The sequence below is a fragment of the Streptomyces sp. NPDC090025 genome (assembly GCF_044748125.1).
Classification (GTDB): Bacteria; Actinomycetota; Actinomycetes; order Streptomycetales; family Streptomycetaceae; genus Streptomyces.
On the sequence record NZ_JBIVFL010000001.1, the window covers coordinates 946,922 to 960,925 of the forward strand.

General features: G+C 71.3%; 13 protein-coding genes. 5 read left to right on the top strand and 8 right to left on the bottom strand.

The features are described from left to right. Window positions 1-37: 37 nt before the first annotated feature. Complete coding sequence (gene xseA / locus ACIPXM_RS04530) at window positions 38-1,258, bottom strand: exodeoxyribonuclease VII large subunit (protein ID WP_401651830.1); 1,221 nt, start codon at window positions 1,256-1,258, stop codon at window positions 38-40. A gap of 84 nt (window positions 1,259-1,342) precedes the next feature. Continuing rightward, entirely contained in the window at window positions 1,343-2,752 is a 1,410-nt protein-coding gene (locus ACIPXM_RS04535) for an APC family permease (protein WP_401651832.1), read from the bottom strand. A gap of 143 nt (window positions 2,753-2,895) precedes the next feature. Here ACIPXM_RS04535 and ACIPXM_RS04540 point away from each other — a divergent pair, with 143 nt between their 5' ends. Together ACIPXM_RS04540 and ppgK are read left to right on the top strand one after the other, a co-directional pair. After that, the gene (locus ACIPXM_RS04540) at window positions 2,896-3,912 is read left to right on the top strand and encodes a 4-hydroxy-3-methylbut-2-enyl diphosphate reductase (RefSeq protein ID WP_401651833.1); all 1,017 of its coding nucleotides are present in this window, start codon (window positions 2,896-2,898) and stop codon (window positions 3,910-3,912) included. Window positions 3,913-3,988: 76 nt separating this feature from the next. Next, window positions 3,989-4,750, top strand: a complete 762-nt coding sequence (gene ppgK / locus ACIPXM_RS04545) for a polyphosphate--glucose phosphotransferase (RefSeq protein ID WP_401651834.1) — start codon at window positions 3,989-3,991, stop codon at window positions 4,748-4,750. Window positions 4,751-4,757: 7 nt separating this feature from the next. Here ppgK and ACIPXM_RS04550 read toward each other — a convergent pair whose 3' ends face one another. After that, window positions 4,758-5,423: a DUF6542 domain-containing protein gene (locus tag ACIPXM_RS04550; protein WP_401651836.1), complete on the bottom strand. Its 666-nt coding sequence runs from the start codon at window positions 5,421-5,423 to the stop codon at window positions 4,758-4,760. Window positions 5,424-5,628: 205 nt separating this feature from the next. Here ACIPXM_RS04550 and ychF point away from each other — a divergent pair, with 205 nt between their 5' ends. Further along, on the top strand, window positions 5,629-6,717 hold the full coding sequence (gene ychF / locus ACIPXM_RS04555) for a redox-regulated ATPase YchF (protein ID WP_401651837.1): 1,089 nt from the start codon (window positions 5,629-5,631) through the stop codon (window positions 6,715-6,717). Between the two features lie 479 nt (window positions 6,718-7,196). Here ychF and ACIPXM_RS04560 read toward each other — a convergent pair whose 3' ends face one another. From ACIPXM_RS04560 to ACIPXM_RS04580, 5 genes are all read right to left on the bottom strand, one after another. Then, window positions 7,197-8,624 carry a hypothetical protein gene (locus tag ACIPXM_RS04560; RefSeq protein ID WP_401651839.1) on the bottom strand — a complete coding sequence of 476 codons (1,428 nt, stop codon included), beginning with the start codon at window positions 8,622-8,624 and terminating at the stop codon, window positions 7,197-7,199. Between the two features lie 130 nt (window positions 8,625-8,754). Next, on the bottom strand, window positions 8,755-9,300 hold the full coding sequence (locus tag ACIPXM_RS04565; RefSeq protein ID WP_401651841.1) for an HAD domain-containing protein: 546 nt from the start codon (window positions 9,298-9,300) through the stop codon (window positions 8,755-8,757). Between the two features lie 35 nt (window positions 9,301-9,335). After that, window positions 9,336-10,028 carry a class I SAM-dependent methyltransferase gene (locus ACIPXM_RS04570; protein ID WP_401651843.1) on the bottom strand — a complete coding sequence of 231 codons (693 nt, stop codon included), beginning with the start codon at window positions 10,026-10,028 and terminating at the stop codon, window positions 9,336-9,338. A gap of 1 nt (window position 10,029) precedes the next feature. Next, window positions 10,030-10,941 (bottom strand): phosphotransferase family protein, encoded by a 912-nt coding sequence (locus tag ACIPXM_RS04575; RefSeq protein ID WP_401651845.1) that lies wholly within the window; start codon window positions 10,939-10,941, stop codon window positions 10,030-10,032. 80 nt (window positions 10,942-11,021) lie between these two features. Then, on the bottom strand, window positions 11,022-11,771 hold the full coding sequence (locus ACIPXM_RS04580) for a hypothetical protein (RefSeq protein ID WP_401651847.1): 750 nt from the start codon (window positions 11,769-11,771) through the stop codon (window positions 11,022-11,024). A gap of 223 nt (window positions 11,772-11,994) precedes the next feature. On the opposite strand from ACIPXM_RS04580, the gene ACIPXM_RS04585 reads away from it, so the two are divergent. Together ACIPXM_RS04585 and ACIPXM_RS04590 are read left to right on the top strand one after the other, a co-directional pair. Beyond that, window positions 11,995-13,350, top strand: coding sequence for a tetratricopeptide repeat protein (locus tag ACIPXM_RS04585; protein ID WP_401651849.1), 1,356 nt, complete (start codon window positions 11,995-11,997; stop codon window positions 13,348-13,350). Between the two features lies 1 nt (window position 13,351). Beyond that, the gene (locus tag ACIPXM_RS04590; RefSeq protein WP_401651851.1) at window positions 13,352-13,882 is read left to right on the top strand and encodes an NUDIX domain-containing protein; all 531 of its coding nucleotides are present in this window, start codon (window positions 13,352-13,354) and stop codon (window positions 13,880-13,882) included. Window positions 13,883-14,004 lie beyond the last annotated feature (122 nt).

The following is a 14,004-nucleotide window of genomic DNA, read 5'->3' on the forward strand; positions in this document are numbered from 1 at the left end:
CTTCGTGGCGGGGTGCGGTGGGGGTGAGAGGCGGTCGTCACGCCGGTCCGTCGGGCAGCCTGCGCACCCGGAACTCGCCCGCCGCGACCCGCGCCCGCAGCTCCTCGTCGGCCCCGACCTCCGCCGGGTCCCGGACCACCGCGCCGTCCGCCCGCTGGAGCACCGCGTAACCGCGCTCCATGGTGGCGGCCGGGGAGAGCGCCCGGACCCGCGCGCGGGTGTGCGAGAGCTCCGAGTCGGCCCGGTCGAGCAGATGCCCGAGGGTGCGGCGGCTGCGGGCGAGCAGCGCCGCCAGCTCGTCCTCGCGCACCTCCACCATCCGCTGCGGATGCTCCATCACCGGCCTGGCCAGCGCGTGCGCGAGCCCGCGCTCCTCGCGGTCGAGCAGCCCGCGCACCGCGCGCAGCGCCCGGTCCCGCATCCCGCGCACCCGCTCCAGCTCCTCGCCGACGTCCGGGACCACCTTCTTCGCGGCGTCGGTCGGGGTGGACGCGCGCAGGTCGGCGACCAGGTCGAGGAGCGGCGAGTCCGGCTCGTGGCCGATGGCCGACACGACGGGCGTACGGCACTCGGCGACCGCCCGTACCAGCTGCTCGTCCGAGAACGGCAGCAGATCCTCGACGCTGCCGCCGCCCCGGGCCACGATGATCACGTCCACGTCCCGGTGCGCGTCCAGCTCCTTGACCGCCTGCACCACCTGCGGCACCGCCTTCACGCCCTGCACGGCCACATTGCGCACCTCGAAGCGGACGGCGGGCCAGCGGCGGCGGGCGTTCTCCAGGACATCGCGCTCGGCGGCCGACGCCCGGCCGCAGACCAGCCCGACCAGCTGCGGCAGGAACGGCACCGGCCGCTTCCGGTCCAGCGCGAACAGGCCCTCGGCGGCGAGCGTCCGCTTCAGCTGTTCGAGCCGGGCGAGCAGCTCGCCGATGCCGACCGGCTTGATCTCCACCGCCCGCAGCGACAGCGTCCCGCGCGGCGCGTACCACTCGGGCTTCGCGTGCACGACGACCCGGGCGCCCTCGGCGACGACATCGGCGACGGCGTCGAAGACCTGGCGGTAGCAGGTGACGTTGATGGAGATGTCGTACGACGGATCGCGCAGGGTCAGGAACACCACCCCGGCCCCCGGCCGCCGCGACAACTGCGTGATCTGTCCCTCGACCCACACCGCCCCGAGCCGGTCGATCCACCCGCCGATGAGCCGGGAGACCTCGCCGACGGGCAACGGCGCTTCCGCTGACGTGTTCAGACCCATGCGCCGAGCGTAACGGGACGGTCGGACAGACCCCCGCAGGTTCGCCCACCCACCTGCCCGCACCACGCAAGGCTCAGGGCTCGGCTAGGGCTCGGCCCGTCGCGTTCCCTGCATCGCCAGCACCACCAGCCCCACCGCGAACCAGACCACACCCACCACCTGCGCCGCCGCCGACGCCTCCACGATCACCGCGATCAGGATGGCCGAGCCGAGCACCGGCAGCACCAGATGGGCCAGCCAGCGGGGCGGGCCCGCCATCCGGCGGACCACGAACCAGCCCACCACGCTCGCGTGCAGCAGCACGAACGCCGTCAGGGCGCCGATGTCGACGACCGAGACCAGATGGTCGAGGCCGTCGTCCCGGCGCGCCGCCCACAGCGCGGCGATCATGGTCACGGTCGCCGAGACGAGCAGCGCCACCCGCGGCACGCCCCCGTCCGTACGGGCCAGGGCGTGCGGCAGGCGCCGGTCGCGGCCCATCGCGAACAGCAGCCGCCCGCCCGCCGCCTGCCCGGCGAGCGCCGCGAAGGCCGCGCCGATCGCCTTCGACACCGCGACCAGATCGTGCAGCCAGCCGCCGACCGCCGAGTCGACCGCGTCGTAGAAGGCCGAGCCCTGCTTCGCCGGATCGGCCGCCAGCTCCGCCGACGACAGCGGTTCGAGGAGCGCCACCAGCCAGGTCTGCGCCACGAACAGCACGCCGACCAGCACCAGGCAGAGCAGTACGGCCCTGGCCACCTGCCGGGACCCGCCGGTGACCTCCTCCGCGAAGGAGGCGATCGCGTCGAAGCCCAGGTAGGAGAGCACCGCCACCGACACCGCGCCCACCACGGCCGCCGCCGAGAACCCGGCGTCCCCGGTCAGCGGCGACCACCAGTCGCGCTGTGCACCGTCCCGTACGAGCACCACCACCGCCGACACCACGAAGACCAGCAGCACCACGATCTCCATCACCAGGACCGCGAAGCCGACCCGGGCGGCGGCCCGTACCCCCCAGAGATTGAGCAGGGTGGTCACCACGACGGCGATCGCGGTCCACACCCACCGGTGCACGGACGGCACCAGGGACTCCATCGCGATGCCCGCGAAGAGGTAGGCGACGGCAGGGATGAGGAGGTAGTCGAGCATCGCCATCCAGCCCGCGATGAAGCCCGGGCCCTCGCCGAGCGCGGTGCGCGCGTACGTGAAGACGGACCCGGCGCGCGGGGCGACCCGCACCATCTGGGCGTAGCTGAAGGCGGTGAAGCCCATGGCGACGGTGGCCACCACGTACACGAGTGCGACCGCGCCGTGCGATTTGGCGTCGAGGGTGCCGTAGACGCCGACGGGCGCCATCGGGGCGATGAACAGCAGCCCGTACACCACCAGATCCCGGAAACCGAGATTCCGTCGAAGCGACTCGTGGTCCGCGGGCCCCGGGTGTCCCGGGCGTCCCGGACCTCCGCCGGGCCGGTCGGGGCCGCCCGCGTCCGCCACCTGCGCATCTCCAGCCATGGCGTCAGTGTCGGCCACGGCGGCGGCCATCCCGCTGACCAAAACGCCGCCGGTTGCCGCCTGATGTCGCCCGATGCGTGGGCGCGTCCTCGGCCGGTGCCCCGGCCGAGGCCCGGCCGGGCGGGCACCGGCGCGGCCTTACGATGGGGACCATGACTGCGACGCCCGCCACCAACCGCCCGAAGCGTGTCCTGCTCGCCGCTCCCCGCGGCTACTGCGCGGGCGTGGACCGTGCCGTGATCGCCGTGGAGAAGGCCCTCGAACAGTACGGCGCCCCGATCTACGTCCGGCACGAGATCGTCCACAACAAGTACGTCGTGCAGACCCTGGAGCGGAAGGGCGCGATCTTCGTCGACCAGGCCACCGAGGTGCCGCCGGGCAACATCGTGATGTTCTCCGCGCACGGCGTCGCCCCGACCGTCCACGAGGAGGCCCGAGAGGGCCGGCTCAAGACGATCGACGCGACCTGCCCGCTGGTGACCAAGGTCCACAAGGAGGCCGTGCGGTTCGCCAACGAGGACTTCGACATCCTGCTCATCGGCCACGAGGGCCACGAGGAGGTCATCGGCACCTCCGGCGAGGCCCCCGACCACATCCAGCTGGTCGACGGCCCCGAGGACGTCGCCAAGGTCGAGGTCCGCGACCCGTCCCGGGTGGTGTGGCTGTCCCAGACCACGCTCTCGGTCGACGAGACGATGGAGACGGTGGACGCGCTGAAGGAGAAGTTCCCGCAGCTGATCTCCCCGCCGTCCGACGACATCTGCTACGCCACGCAGAACCGCCAGATCGCGATCAAGGAGCTGGCCGGCGAGTCCGAGCTGGTCATCGTGGTCGGCTCGAAGAACTCCTCCAACTCGCAGCGCATGGTCGACGTCGCCAAGCAGGCGGGCGCGCCCGCCGCGTACCTGGTGGACTTCGCCAGCGAGATCGACGAGAGCTGGCTGGAGGGCGTCACCAGCGTGGGCCTGTCCTCCGGCGCGTCCGTCCCGGACATCCTGGTGCAGGAGGTCCTGGAGTGGCTGTCGGAGCGCGGCTACGCCGACGTGGAGCTGGTGAAGACCGCCGACGAGTCGCTGACCTTCTCGCTGCCGAAGGAACTGCGCAACCGCGACCTGCGCGCGGAGGCGGCGGCGCTGCTGGCCGAGGGCGGCGCCGCGTAAGCGGTACGAGCGTGGCCCGGCGCCCGGGTGCCCGATAGCCGGGTGACGGAGGGCTCCGGCCCGTAACGTTGCGTCCATGAACGTCAACGTTTTCGGAGTGGACATCGGCGGTTCGGGCATCAAGGGCGCGCCCGTGGACCTGGAGATCGGCGACCTGGCGGAGCCCCGCCACAAGGTCCTCACCCCGCAGCCCGCGACCCCGGACGAGGTCGCGGACAGTGTGGTGGAGGTCGTCCAGCACTTCGGCTGGGCGGGCCCGGTCGGTGTCACCTTCCCCGGTGTGGTCACCGGCAGCACCGTCCGTACCGCCGCGAACGTCGACAAGAGCTGGGTCGGCGTGGACGCGGGCCGGCTGCTCGGCGACCGGCTCGGCGGACTGCCGGTGACCGTCCTGAACGACGCCGACGCGGCCGGGATCGCCGAGATGACCTTCGGCGCGGGGCGCGGCCGCCACGGCACCGTCATTCTGCTGACCCTCGGCACCGGCATCGGCTCGGCGGTCTTCGTGGACGGCCGGCTGGTGCCCAACACCGAGCTGGGCCACCTGGAGCTCAAGGGCCACGACGCCGAGAAGCGGGCGTCGTCGAAGGCGCGCGAGGACGAGGAGCTGAGCTGGGAGCACTGGGCGACCCGGCGGCTCCAGCGGTACATGGCACATGTCGAGATGCTGTTCTCGCCGGAGCTGTTCATCATCGGCGGTGGCGTGAGCCGGAAGGCCGACCGCTTCCTGCCGTACCTGGACGGCATCGAGGCCGAGATCGTCCCCGCGGAGCTGCAGAACAACGCGGGGATCGTGGGCGCGGCGATGGCGGCGCGGGCGGCCTCGTCCGCCGGTTAGCCGTCGGTTAGCCCCGTTCGGGGGCGGGCCGCCGGGTCGGCCGTACGGGCGGGGCCTCGGGGGCCTGAGCGGCGGCGGGCGCGGTGGCGGGGCGCTGGCGGCGGCCCATGTCGCGGATCTTGCGGACGCTGGCGATCAGACCGGCGACGAGGGTGCCGCCGTACAGCCAGCCCGCGTGCACGGCGAGCGCGGTGACCAGGGCCATCGCCTGGCCGCCGACCCCGCCCGTACCGCCGGAGATGGGCACGACGCCGACCGCGAAGGCGATGGGCACGCTGATCGGCGCGGTGACCAGGTCGGCGGTACGGACCCAGAGCGCGGTGAGCGCGCTGACCGGCAGGAACAGCAGCCCGTACGCGAGCGGCGAGCCGTCCAGGATCAGCAGGTCGAGCAGGCCGATCACCAGCATCACGGCGGACGCGAACAGTCCGGCGCCGAGCCCGGTGAGCCGGGGGTTGGGCAGCCTGCGCAGCGCCACCACGACGGGCGGCGCGGGCCGCTCGACCCGCGGCCGCCCGGGGCGGGGGCGGGCGGCGACCCGGTAGACGGCGGCGCCCTCGACGAGCGCGCCGGGGGCGCCGGGCGGGGTGACACCGGGCGGCGTCAACGGGGCCTGCGACCGGCCCGCGGCGGGACGGCGGGGCTGCGGCTTGCGTGTTCTGTGCTGCTCCACCCCACCAACGTAGGTCGGGAAGGGCGGATAACCGGGTGCGGGACACGCCCTTTGGGTGACCTTGGCGCGAAGAGGCCCGTCTTGGCCCGGTGCGGGGCTACCAGCGCTTGGGCGGCGGGTGCCTGGGCGGTGGGCTTGGCGGCGGCCCGTAAACTGGGGGATCGACCCACCGTCCCCATCATCCGTATCTAGGGAAGTCGCCACCGTGTCGCTCACGATCGGAATCGTCGGCCTGCCGAATGTCGGCAAGTCGACCCTGTTCAACGCCCTGACCAAGAACGACGTGCTGGCGGCCAACTACCCGTTCGCCACGATCGAGCCCAACGTCGGCGTCGTCGGCGTGCCGGACCCGCGCCTGGACAAGCTCGCGGAGATCTTCGGCTCGCAGCGGATCCTCCCGGCGACCGTCGACTTCGTCGACATCGCGGGCATCGTGCGCGGCGCGAGCGAGGGCGAGGGCCTGGGCAACAAGTTCCTCGCGAACATCCGCGAGTCGGACGCGATCTGCCAGGTCATCCGGGCCTTCAAGGACGAGAACGTCGTGCACGTCGACGGCAAGGTCTCGCCGAAGGACGACATCGAGACGATCAACACCGAGCTGATCCTCGCCGACCTCCAGACCATCGAGAAGGTCCTGCCGCGCCTCCAGAAGGAGATGCGGATCAAGAAGGACACGGCGCCGAAGGTCGCCGCGGTCGAGGCCGCCCAGGCGATCCTGGAGAAGGGCGACACCCTCTTCTCGCAGGGCATCGTCCAGGGCTCGGAGAAGGCGGAGCTGCTGCACGACCTCCACCTGCTCACCACCAAGCCCTTCCTCTACGTCTTCAACGTCGACGAGGACGAGCTGACGGACGACGCCTTCAAGGCCGAGCAGAGCGCCCTGGTCGCCCCGGCCGAGGCGATCTTCCTGAACGCCAAGCTGGAGCAGGACCTCGCGGAGCTGGACGACGAGGACGCCATGGAGCTCCTCCAGTCCGTCGGCGCGGAGGAGCCCGGCCTGGCCACCCTGGCCCGCGTCGGCTTCAACACCCTCGGCCTCCAGACCTACCTGACGGCCGGCCCGAAGGAATCCCGCGCCTGGACGATCAAGCAGGGCGCGACGGCCCCGGAGGCGGCCGGTGTGATCCACACCGACTTCCAGAAGGGCTTCATCAAGGCCGAGGTCATCTCCTTCGCGGACCTGGTCGAAACGGGCTCGGTGGCGGACGCCCGCGCGGCGGGCAAGGCCCGCATGGAGGGCAAGGAGTACGTGATGCAGGACGGCGACGTGGTGGAGTTCAGGTTTAACGTCTAATTCGCTCGACGAAAGGCCGTCTGACCTGTGGTGGAGCGGGTTGGGCGGCCTTTGCGGTCCGTTCAGAGTCCGCATCGTGCTGGATGTGTCCGGCACGCAGGGGAGCGGTTACGCCGCTTTGTCGACCTACGGCTGGGCATCGGCTGACTGGTCCGCGTACGCATTGCCGACGGCGGCCCGGGTCTGCTCCTCGGAGTCGGGCCACAGGTGGGTGTAGAGCGGCACCTCGACCGTGTCCGCCACGCCCACAGCCACCGGCCACAGCAGTGGCCACGAGGCCCGAAGAGCGCAGTCGACACCGTTGACCCCGGGTGTCCCCTCCCCGCCACACGCGTCGGGGAGGGGACACCCGGGCGATTCAACGGCCAGCCGTCTGTCAGCTACACAGCTGCTCACGTTGATTTCCCACGCGCTCCGGTGGACAGGTGCGTGGCTCCGGTCAGCCCGCACTCAGGTGAGGCCGATCGCCGGACCACGATTCAAGAGCCGTTCCATTCTTCTCTGGGCAGTGCGTGCCATAGGTCGAGCCAGTCGTGGAGCAGGAAGAGGGGGCGGGTCAGGACGACGTCGTCGGCCCGCTGGGAGCGGATTGCCAGGCCGAGGTCGGTGAAGACCGGATCGCCGGCGACGCTGTACGCCAGGCTGTCAGGCCGTGTGGTGCGGTGGAGGAGCCAGTCCTCCACGTGGGAAGGTGCGCAGCCGGTCAGCGGGGCCGCTTCCAGTCTCACCTGGGGGCCGGTGAGAGCGTCTGCGGCGACGCACCCCAGGCGGCCGTCGTGAAAGAGGGCCCTGATCCCGATCTCCGTGAAGTCGGCGTAGTTGAGCTGCTGGTCTTCGCCGTGGTGGGAGTAGGACGAGACGGCCGGTTCTTCGCCGAGCGCACGGGTGATCTCTTCCAGGGTCATGCCGAAGTGCAGGGGGCCGACTCCTATGTACGGTGTGAAGGTCCACTCGGCGCGCTCCTCCTCCCGGGCGATCCGCCACTGGCCGCGGTACCCCGCCTCGCTCCCCGGGGCCGCCACGGGCGGCTCGGGTGCCGGCTCGTGCAGGGCGGCCGGTATGGGCGCGGTCCGGTGCTCACGTCGGCGGCCGAGTCGTTCCGGCGCCGCGGTGTCCTCGGGTTGCTCTTCCAGCCAGCGGATCGCCTGCTCCTGCCCCTTGCCGCTGAACGGGTCCTCCGCCAACTCGCCTGCCCGGTCCAGGGCCGCGCGGCGCTCCTCCTCGGCAGCGGCGAGACTGGTGACGTCCTCACCCCAGGCAGCCAGCCGTTCCCGGGCGATCCACCGGTGGTACGAGTCCGCGCTCACGGCAAGGACCTTGCGAACTGTGGGCGCGTACCGGGGCACGGAGGGGGCGAGGGCGGGGTCGGCCAGGAGCAGGGCGGTGGCCGCGAGCGCGGCCTCCCTCACCAGTGGATCGTCGGCGTCGCAGAAACCGGCGATGCGGTCGTGAAGTACTGGCCTCGCCGCACGAGCGGCAGCCAGATCCTGCGCCGTGCCGACGCCGTCCTCGACGTCCAGGCGGGCGATGTCGGCGAACGAAGCCAGCCAGTTCAGCAGCTCGGTGCGAAGCGACCGCCGACCGGCCCTGCGCTCCCACCGGCCCTCGGCGAGGGTGCGCGGATCGTCGAGAAGACAGGCGAGGACCAAGGCTGCCGGAGCGGTTGCCGGAAACACCTGCTCCCGATTGAGGAGCAGCCGATACAGATCCCCCACCGCCCGCCCCCGGCGGGCCGGGTCGGTGGCGAGCACAGCGCCGAGGATGTCCGGAGTGTCAGGCACACTGTGCCGGCCCGTACAGACGTGCGGCAGCTGTTCCCAGGAGGTGCCTGCGAGCCATGCCTGCGCTCTGGGTGGCCAGGAGCCGGCGGGAGCACCAGAAAGGTCTGGGGTCATCTCGTTGATCACGACCGCAGTGTTCCAGCCGACTCCGACATCGGCAGCGCCGATACGTGCCACAGACCGCAGACGGCTCACGCGCGAGCAACACTCTGATGCCCTGATGCCCCGCTGCTCGTGTTAGCGAGGGCATCAGTCGTCAGGCGGCGCGGGCTGCGGATAACTGCGCGACCCACCTCGTGACCTCGGTCAGGTGCTCGGGCTGTAGACCGAGGCGCGGGTCGGGCTGAATGAGGAGGGTCGCCGTTCCCTTGGCAGTGCGCTCCGCCGCCCAGGCGTGGTCGAGACCGGTGAAGTCGTCGTCGATCCAGACGGCGGGCGCGTCGCCCAGCCAGGCGTCGACGTGGTCGCGCTTCCACAGGTAGCCGTTGGGGTGACTGGTGGTGATCTGCGGACGCGGCAGCTCGACGTACGGCAGCGTCGGGAGGCCCAGGAGGGGCCCGATGAGGGTGGTGGCGTCCTGCCGCCAACTGGTGCACCAGACGGGGGTGACCAGGCCGGTGCGGATCACGTCCATGAGCATGGGGCCGTGGTCGGGGTTGAGCCAGACGGTGACTGGGTTGTCGGCGCTGCGACCGGCGGGGACAACGTCGTGGCGGGCGTGCGTGGCCGGGGGCGAGCCGTGCTGGCCAGGGAAGGGTATGAGGACGCCGTCGATGTCGAGAAGCAGGTAGGGCGGGCGCATCGGTTCCTCCAGGGGAAGCCGGGGCGAATGACTGGTCAGAGCTTGCGGGCACGGATCAGCAGGGTGGTGGGCCAGTGGCCCATGCGGGGGTCGTGGAACTCCTGGGCCGAGGTAAGCCAGAAGCCCGCCCGGCTGAGGTGCCTCTCCCAGCGGTCGGTGTCGAACTCCCAGCGGGCGATGGGGAGCCGGGTGCGGTCGGGGAGGGTGACGTAGTCGCGGCGAGGCCGGTCGTCGCCGGAAGGGCTTCGGCCGCCACGCTGCGGGTGGGGGACGGAAAAGGCGAGCACTCGTCCAGGCGTAAGGCGCTGGGCGATGGCCGGGAGCAGGAGCTCGGGAGCGACGAGACCGATGGCCCCGAAGACGGAGTAGATCGCGTCGAACTGCTCGTCGGAGGCGTGCAGGTAGTGCAGGGCGTGGCTGGCGACGAAGGTGAGGTTGTTCAGCCGTCCGTAGTGGGAGCGGGCGCGGCGGACCTGGAGGCCGACCAGGTCGGCGCCGGTGACGTGGGCGCCGTGGCGGGTGGCGAGGTGGGCGGCGTTGTGGCCGGGGCCGCAGCCGAGTTCCAGGAGTCGCTTGCCGCGCAGGTCAGGGCCGAGGATCTCGGCGCCAGGTCCCTGGCCGGGCCGGGTCGTCCACTCCATCCGGGCGGGTACGGACAGGGGTTCGGCGAGTCCGGCGGCGGTGCGTTGGAGGGCGTGGGCGTGCCAGGGGGATGCCTGGGCGAGCACGTCAGATCTCCAGGAGGTGGAGGACGTCGGTGAGGTGGCGGCGGACGGCCTTGATGTAGGCGGGGTCGGTGGCCGGGTCGTTGATCCAGCGGACGGCCTGCTCCATGAACCACTCGACGGCCCACATGCGGTGCCAGCCCAGGGCCCAGTGTTCGGCGGTGAGCCCGCCGCGCGGGGCGAGGGCGTCGGGGGTGCCGCCGGCGGTGACGTACTGCTCCAGGAAGACGCGGAGGCGGATGGGGTGCGGGGGCTCGATGGTGCCGTGCCAGCTGGCGAGGTCGAGCAGGCCGGGGCCGGTGAAGGCGCGGGCGAAGTCGAGCAGCCGCCAGCCGTGCTCGCCGATGTGGAGGCTGGTGGGGTGGAACTCGGAGTGCACCCATCCGAACGGTTCCAGCGTCGCTCCAGTCGAGCGGGCTTCGGCGGCCTGGGCGATCCGGTCAAGCGCGTCCTCGACGTCGTCGGCGTCCTGCCACCGGTCGGCCTTGCGCAGCCGTTCGAGGTGTTCCAGCGCCCGGACCGGAAGTGCGCGCAGCCGGTCCTGGTCGAGGACGGGCAACGGCGGAGCCGTACGGGTGCCGTGCAGGACCACGGCCGCGGCGACGCCGTCAAGGTCGTCGGCCTCGCGGACGGACGGTCCAAGGTCCTCCATGAGCACGCCGAGCCAGCCGTCCAGGACGGCGGAGGCGTGGACCTGGGGGACGGGGACGCCGAGGGTGTGGGCCAGGTGGAGGGCCTGGTCCTCGCTGTCGAACGGCTTCTTGGCGTACTTGAAGATGGCTGTGGTGCCGTCGGGGAAGGTCACGCGCTCGACGCCGGACATGGACCACACGCGTACCACCTCCCGTACGGCGGTGGTCTGCCCGGTCGCGGTGAGCAGGTTGTCGAGGAGTTCGGCGCTGGGGTTCGTGGGCACGTGGGGGCTCCGGGGAGGGGTGGTGGCGTCCGGGGCGGGCGAGGGGTGTTGGCCCGCCCCGGAGCCTGATCGGGTGGTGGTTACGCGGCGGGGTTCACGCGGTGGGCGTAGACCTGCTCGATCCAGCCCGCCTTGAAGGCCGTGAGGTCGTCGCGGAAGTTCGCCATCGAGGCACCGTAGGGCGCGACCACGCCGCCGGACTGGTCCGGCACGGACTGGCAGCCGTGCACGAGCCGGCCGCCGAGGGCGGCGTGGGCCTTGATGGACTCGATCCGGCGGTGCTCGTTGAACCAGCCGCCGTGGTAGACCTCGTCGAGCATCCCGCCCATCTCGTCGTCCAGGTCGAAGACGACGGAGGTGGCGGCGGGGAAGAACCAGCACGGTCCGACGTTGGAGATGTGCCCGTCGAGCTCGACCTTGTTGAGCGCCATGAGCGTGGCGGCCTCGCGGAGCATCCGCAGGTGGTCGGCGGTGATCTGCGGGAGGCCGAGGCCGGCCAGGTGCTCGTCGCGGAAGAGGTAGGCGTACACCTCGTACGCGGTGGCCACGACGCGGGCGGCGTCGGAGGTGGAGTTGCTGCGCTGCTTGATGAAGTCGAGCGCGAGCTGCTCGACCGCGCTCTCGGTCGTCTCGTACACGTCCAGGAGCTGGGACTTGACCAGCTCCCAGTCGGCGACGAGCCAGGTGTTGGACTCGAAGCGGAAGAAGTACTGGGCCGGGTCGATCGTGATGCGTCGGCCGTCGACCTGGATGCCGGGCAGGCGGCTCCAGCGCGGGTCGAACGCCTCGGGCAGTTCGACCGTGATGGCCGTGGTGTCGATGGTGGTCACCGTGTCTCCGTCTCTGATCGGCCGGGTTCGGGCACAGGAATGCCCGAGCCCGGTGTGGTCGTACGGAACTTCGGGGTGCCGCCCGGACCAAGGGGGAGCCTGGATCACGGTCGTGCCGTTCCGGGCGGCTGCTGATAAGTGAACCGGTGGTCACGCTGAGTGGGTACGGTGGAAGGCAGTTGAAGCGGTATACGCGGTTTACAGCTCCAGGGCGGAGGCGATCGTGGCGGCGCAGAGAGAACCCAACTCCCGTCTGCGCGACGTCATCGCGGCGGTCGACTGCACCTACGAGGCCCTCGCCAGAGACGTGCGGCGCATCGCCGCAGAGAACGGCGAGATCCTCCAGACCAACAAGTCGGCCATCTCGCACTGGGCGAACGGCACCCGCGCCCCGTCCGGCCGGGTAGGTCAGTACCTGTCCGAGGCGCTGTCCCGCCGAGCGGGACGCACGATCACCCAGACCGAGGTCGGCCTCCAGACCGGCGATGACGAAGCGTCGGCGGAAGCCGACCCCGTCCTCGCGGCTACCGACCTGGGCCGGGCCGACGTCGAGCGCCGCCGCTTCCTCGCCATCGCGGCCTTCACCACAGCCGGCGTCGCCATGCCACTCGGATACGACCACGAAGCCACCGCCCGCATGCTCCGCGCCCGCACCGGCACGTCCCTGGTTGGCGCGGAGGACGTGGACGTCGTACGGCAGATCACCGCGGCCTTCAGCGCGGCCGACGAGCGCCTCGGCGGCGGGCACGGCCTGACCACCGTCACCGCGTACCTCGCCGACACAGCCGCCCCCATGCTGCACGGGCGCTTCCCCAGCGAAGGCTTACGCCGGGCCGCCTTCGGCGCCGTCGCCGAACTCGCCTACCTCGCAGGGTGGAAGCACCACGACCTCGGCCAGGAAGGCGCCGCCCAGCGCTACTACCAGGTCGGCTACAAACTCGCCTGCGAAGCCGACCCCCACGGCCACGCCGCCTGGATGATGCGCGCCCTCGCCCACCAGGCCCTCAGCCTCAAGCAGCCCCACCACTGCGTCGACCTCGTCGAAGGCGCCCTACGCACAGGTCTCGGCCACGTCGACGGCCAGACCGAGGCACTTCTCCACATCACCCACGCCCGCGCCTACGCAGCCACGAACGAGAACCCGTCGGCCGCACGCGCCCTGCTCGCTGCCGAGGACGCCCTCCTACGGGACGATGGCCCTCAGCCCAGCTACTCCCGTGTGAGCGGACCGGCCGCCGGCACCGTCGCCAGCCACACCGCCCGCACCCTCACCGACCTTGCCGACCACGTCGGCACCGAACAGCAGCACCGAGACGCCCTCACCCGCTGGGACCCCGAGAAGTACAAGCGCGTCCATGCCCTCACCCACGCCGACCTCGGCGACAGCCTCGCCGCCCAGGCCCGCGCCGACGAAGCCGTCGCCGCCTGGTCCCAGGCCCTTGTCCTCATGGAGGGCATGACCTCCGACCGCACGCGCAAGGCGATCGCCTCGATCCGCTCCACCCTCGCGGTCTACCAGCGCCGCCGCGTTCCCGGCGCTGCCGATCTCGCCCGCCGCGCCCGCGAGGCCCTCGCCTAACATGCCCAACAACCCGCCCGACGAAGGGAACACCGTGGCCCAGCAGACCGACGACCAGCCGAGGGCCCTAAAGCCTGCGCTCGAATCCATGACCCTGCTGGTCGCGGCCGTCATCGTCCACGACAAGGCCACCAACCGCGTCGTCCTCCTCCAGCGCAGCGAGAACGCGAAGTTCGCCCAGGGGATGTGGGACCTGCCCGTCGGCAAGAGCGAACCGGGCGAGCCCATCACGGAGACCGCGGTCCGCGAGCTCTACGAGGAGACGGGCCTCGTGGTGAAGCCCGAGTCCCTCAAGGTTGCCCACATCATCCACGGTGCCTGGGGCGTTGAAGCCCCCAACGGTTTCCTCACGGTCGTCTTCGCCGCCCACGACTGGACGGGCGAGCCCGAAAACCGCGAACCGCGCAAGCACTCCCAGGTCCGATGGGTCGACACCAGTACTATCCCCGGCACCTTCGTTGACACCACGGCCAGCGCGCTGGAGAAATACTTGTCAAGCGGCCAGGATATTTCCTTGCAGGGGTGGGAGTGACTTCCTTGAAGGTCTTCGAAGGTGGGAGGAAGGAATGGATTTCGGCGGATGGTTAGCGACGGTGAAGAAAGGTCGCGATTCATTCGCGATGCATATGATGCAGTGCCTGCGATTGGGCACGG

Excerpts from the sequence above, each read along its gene's own strand:
- ACIPXM_RS04590 (WP_401651851.1), top strand. The coding sequence starts at position 13,352 with ATGCCCAACAACCCGCCCGACGAAGGGAACACCGTGGCCCAGCAGACC.
- ACIPXM_RS04565 (WP_401651841.1), bottom strand. The coding sequence starts at position 9,300 with ATGCGCCCGCCCTACCTGCTTCTCGACATCGACGGCGTCCTCATACCC.
- xseA (WP_401651830.1), bottom strand. The coding sequence starts at position 1,258 with ATGGGTCTGAACACGTCAGCGGAAGCGCCGTTGCCCGTCGGCGAGGTC.
- ppgK (WP_401651834.1), top strand. The coding sequence starts at position 3,989 with ATGAACGTCAACGTTTTCGGAGTGGACATCGGCGGTTCGGGCATCAAG.
- ACIPXM_RS04540 (WP_401651833.1), top strand. The coding sequence starts at position 2,896 with ATGGGGACCATGACTGCGACGCCCGCCACCAACCGCCCGAAGCGTGTC.
- ACIPXM_RS04535 (WP_401651832.1), bottom strand. The coding sequence starts at position 2,752 with ATGGCTGGAGATGCGCAGGTGGCGGACGCGGGCGGCCCCGACCGGCCC.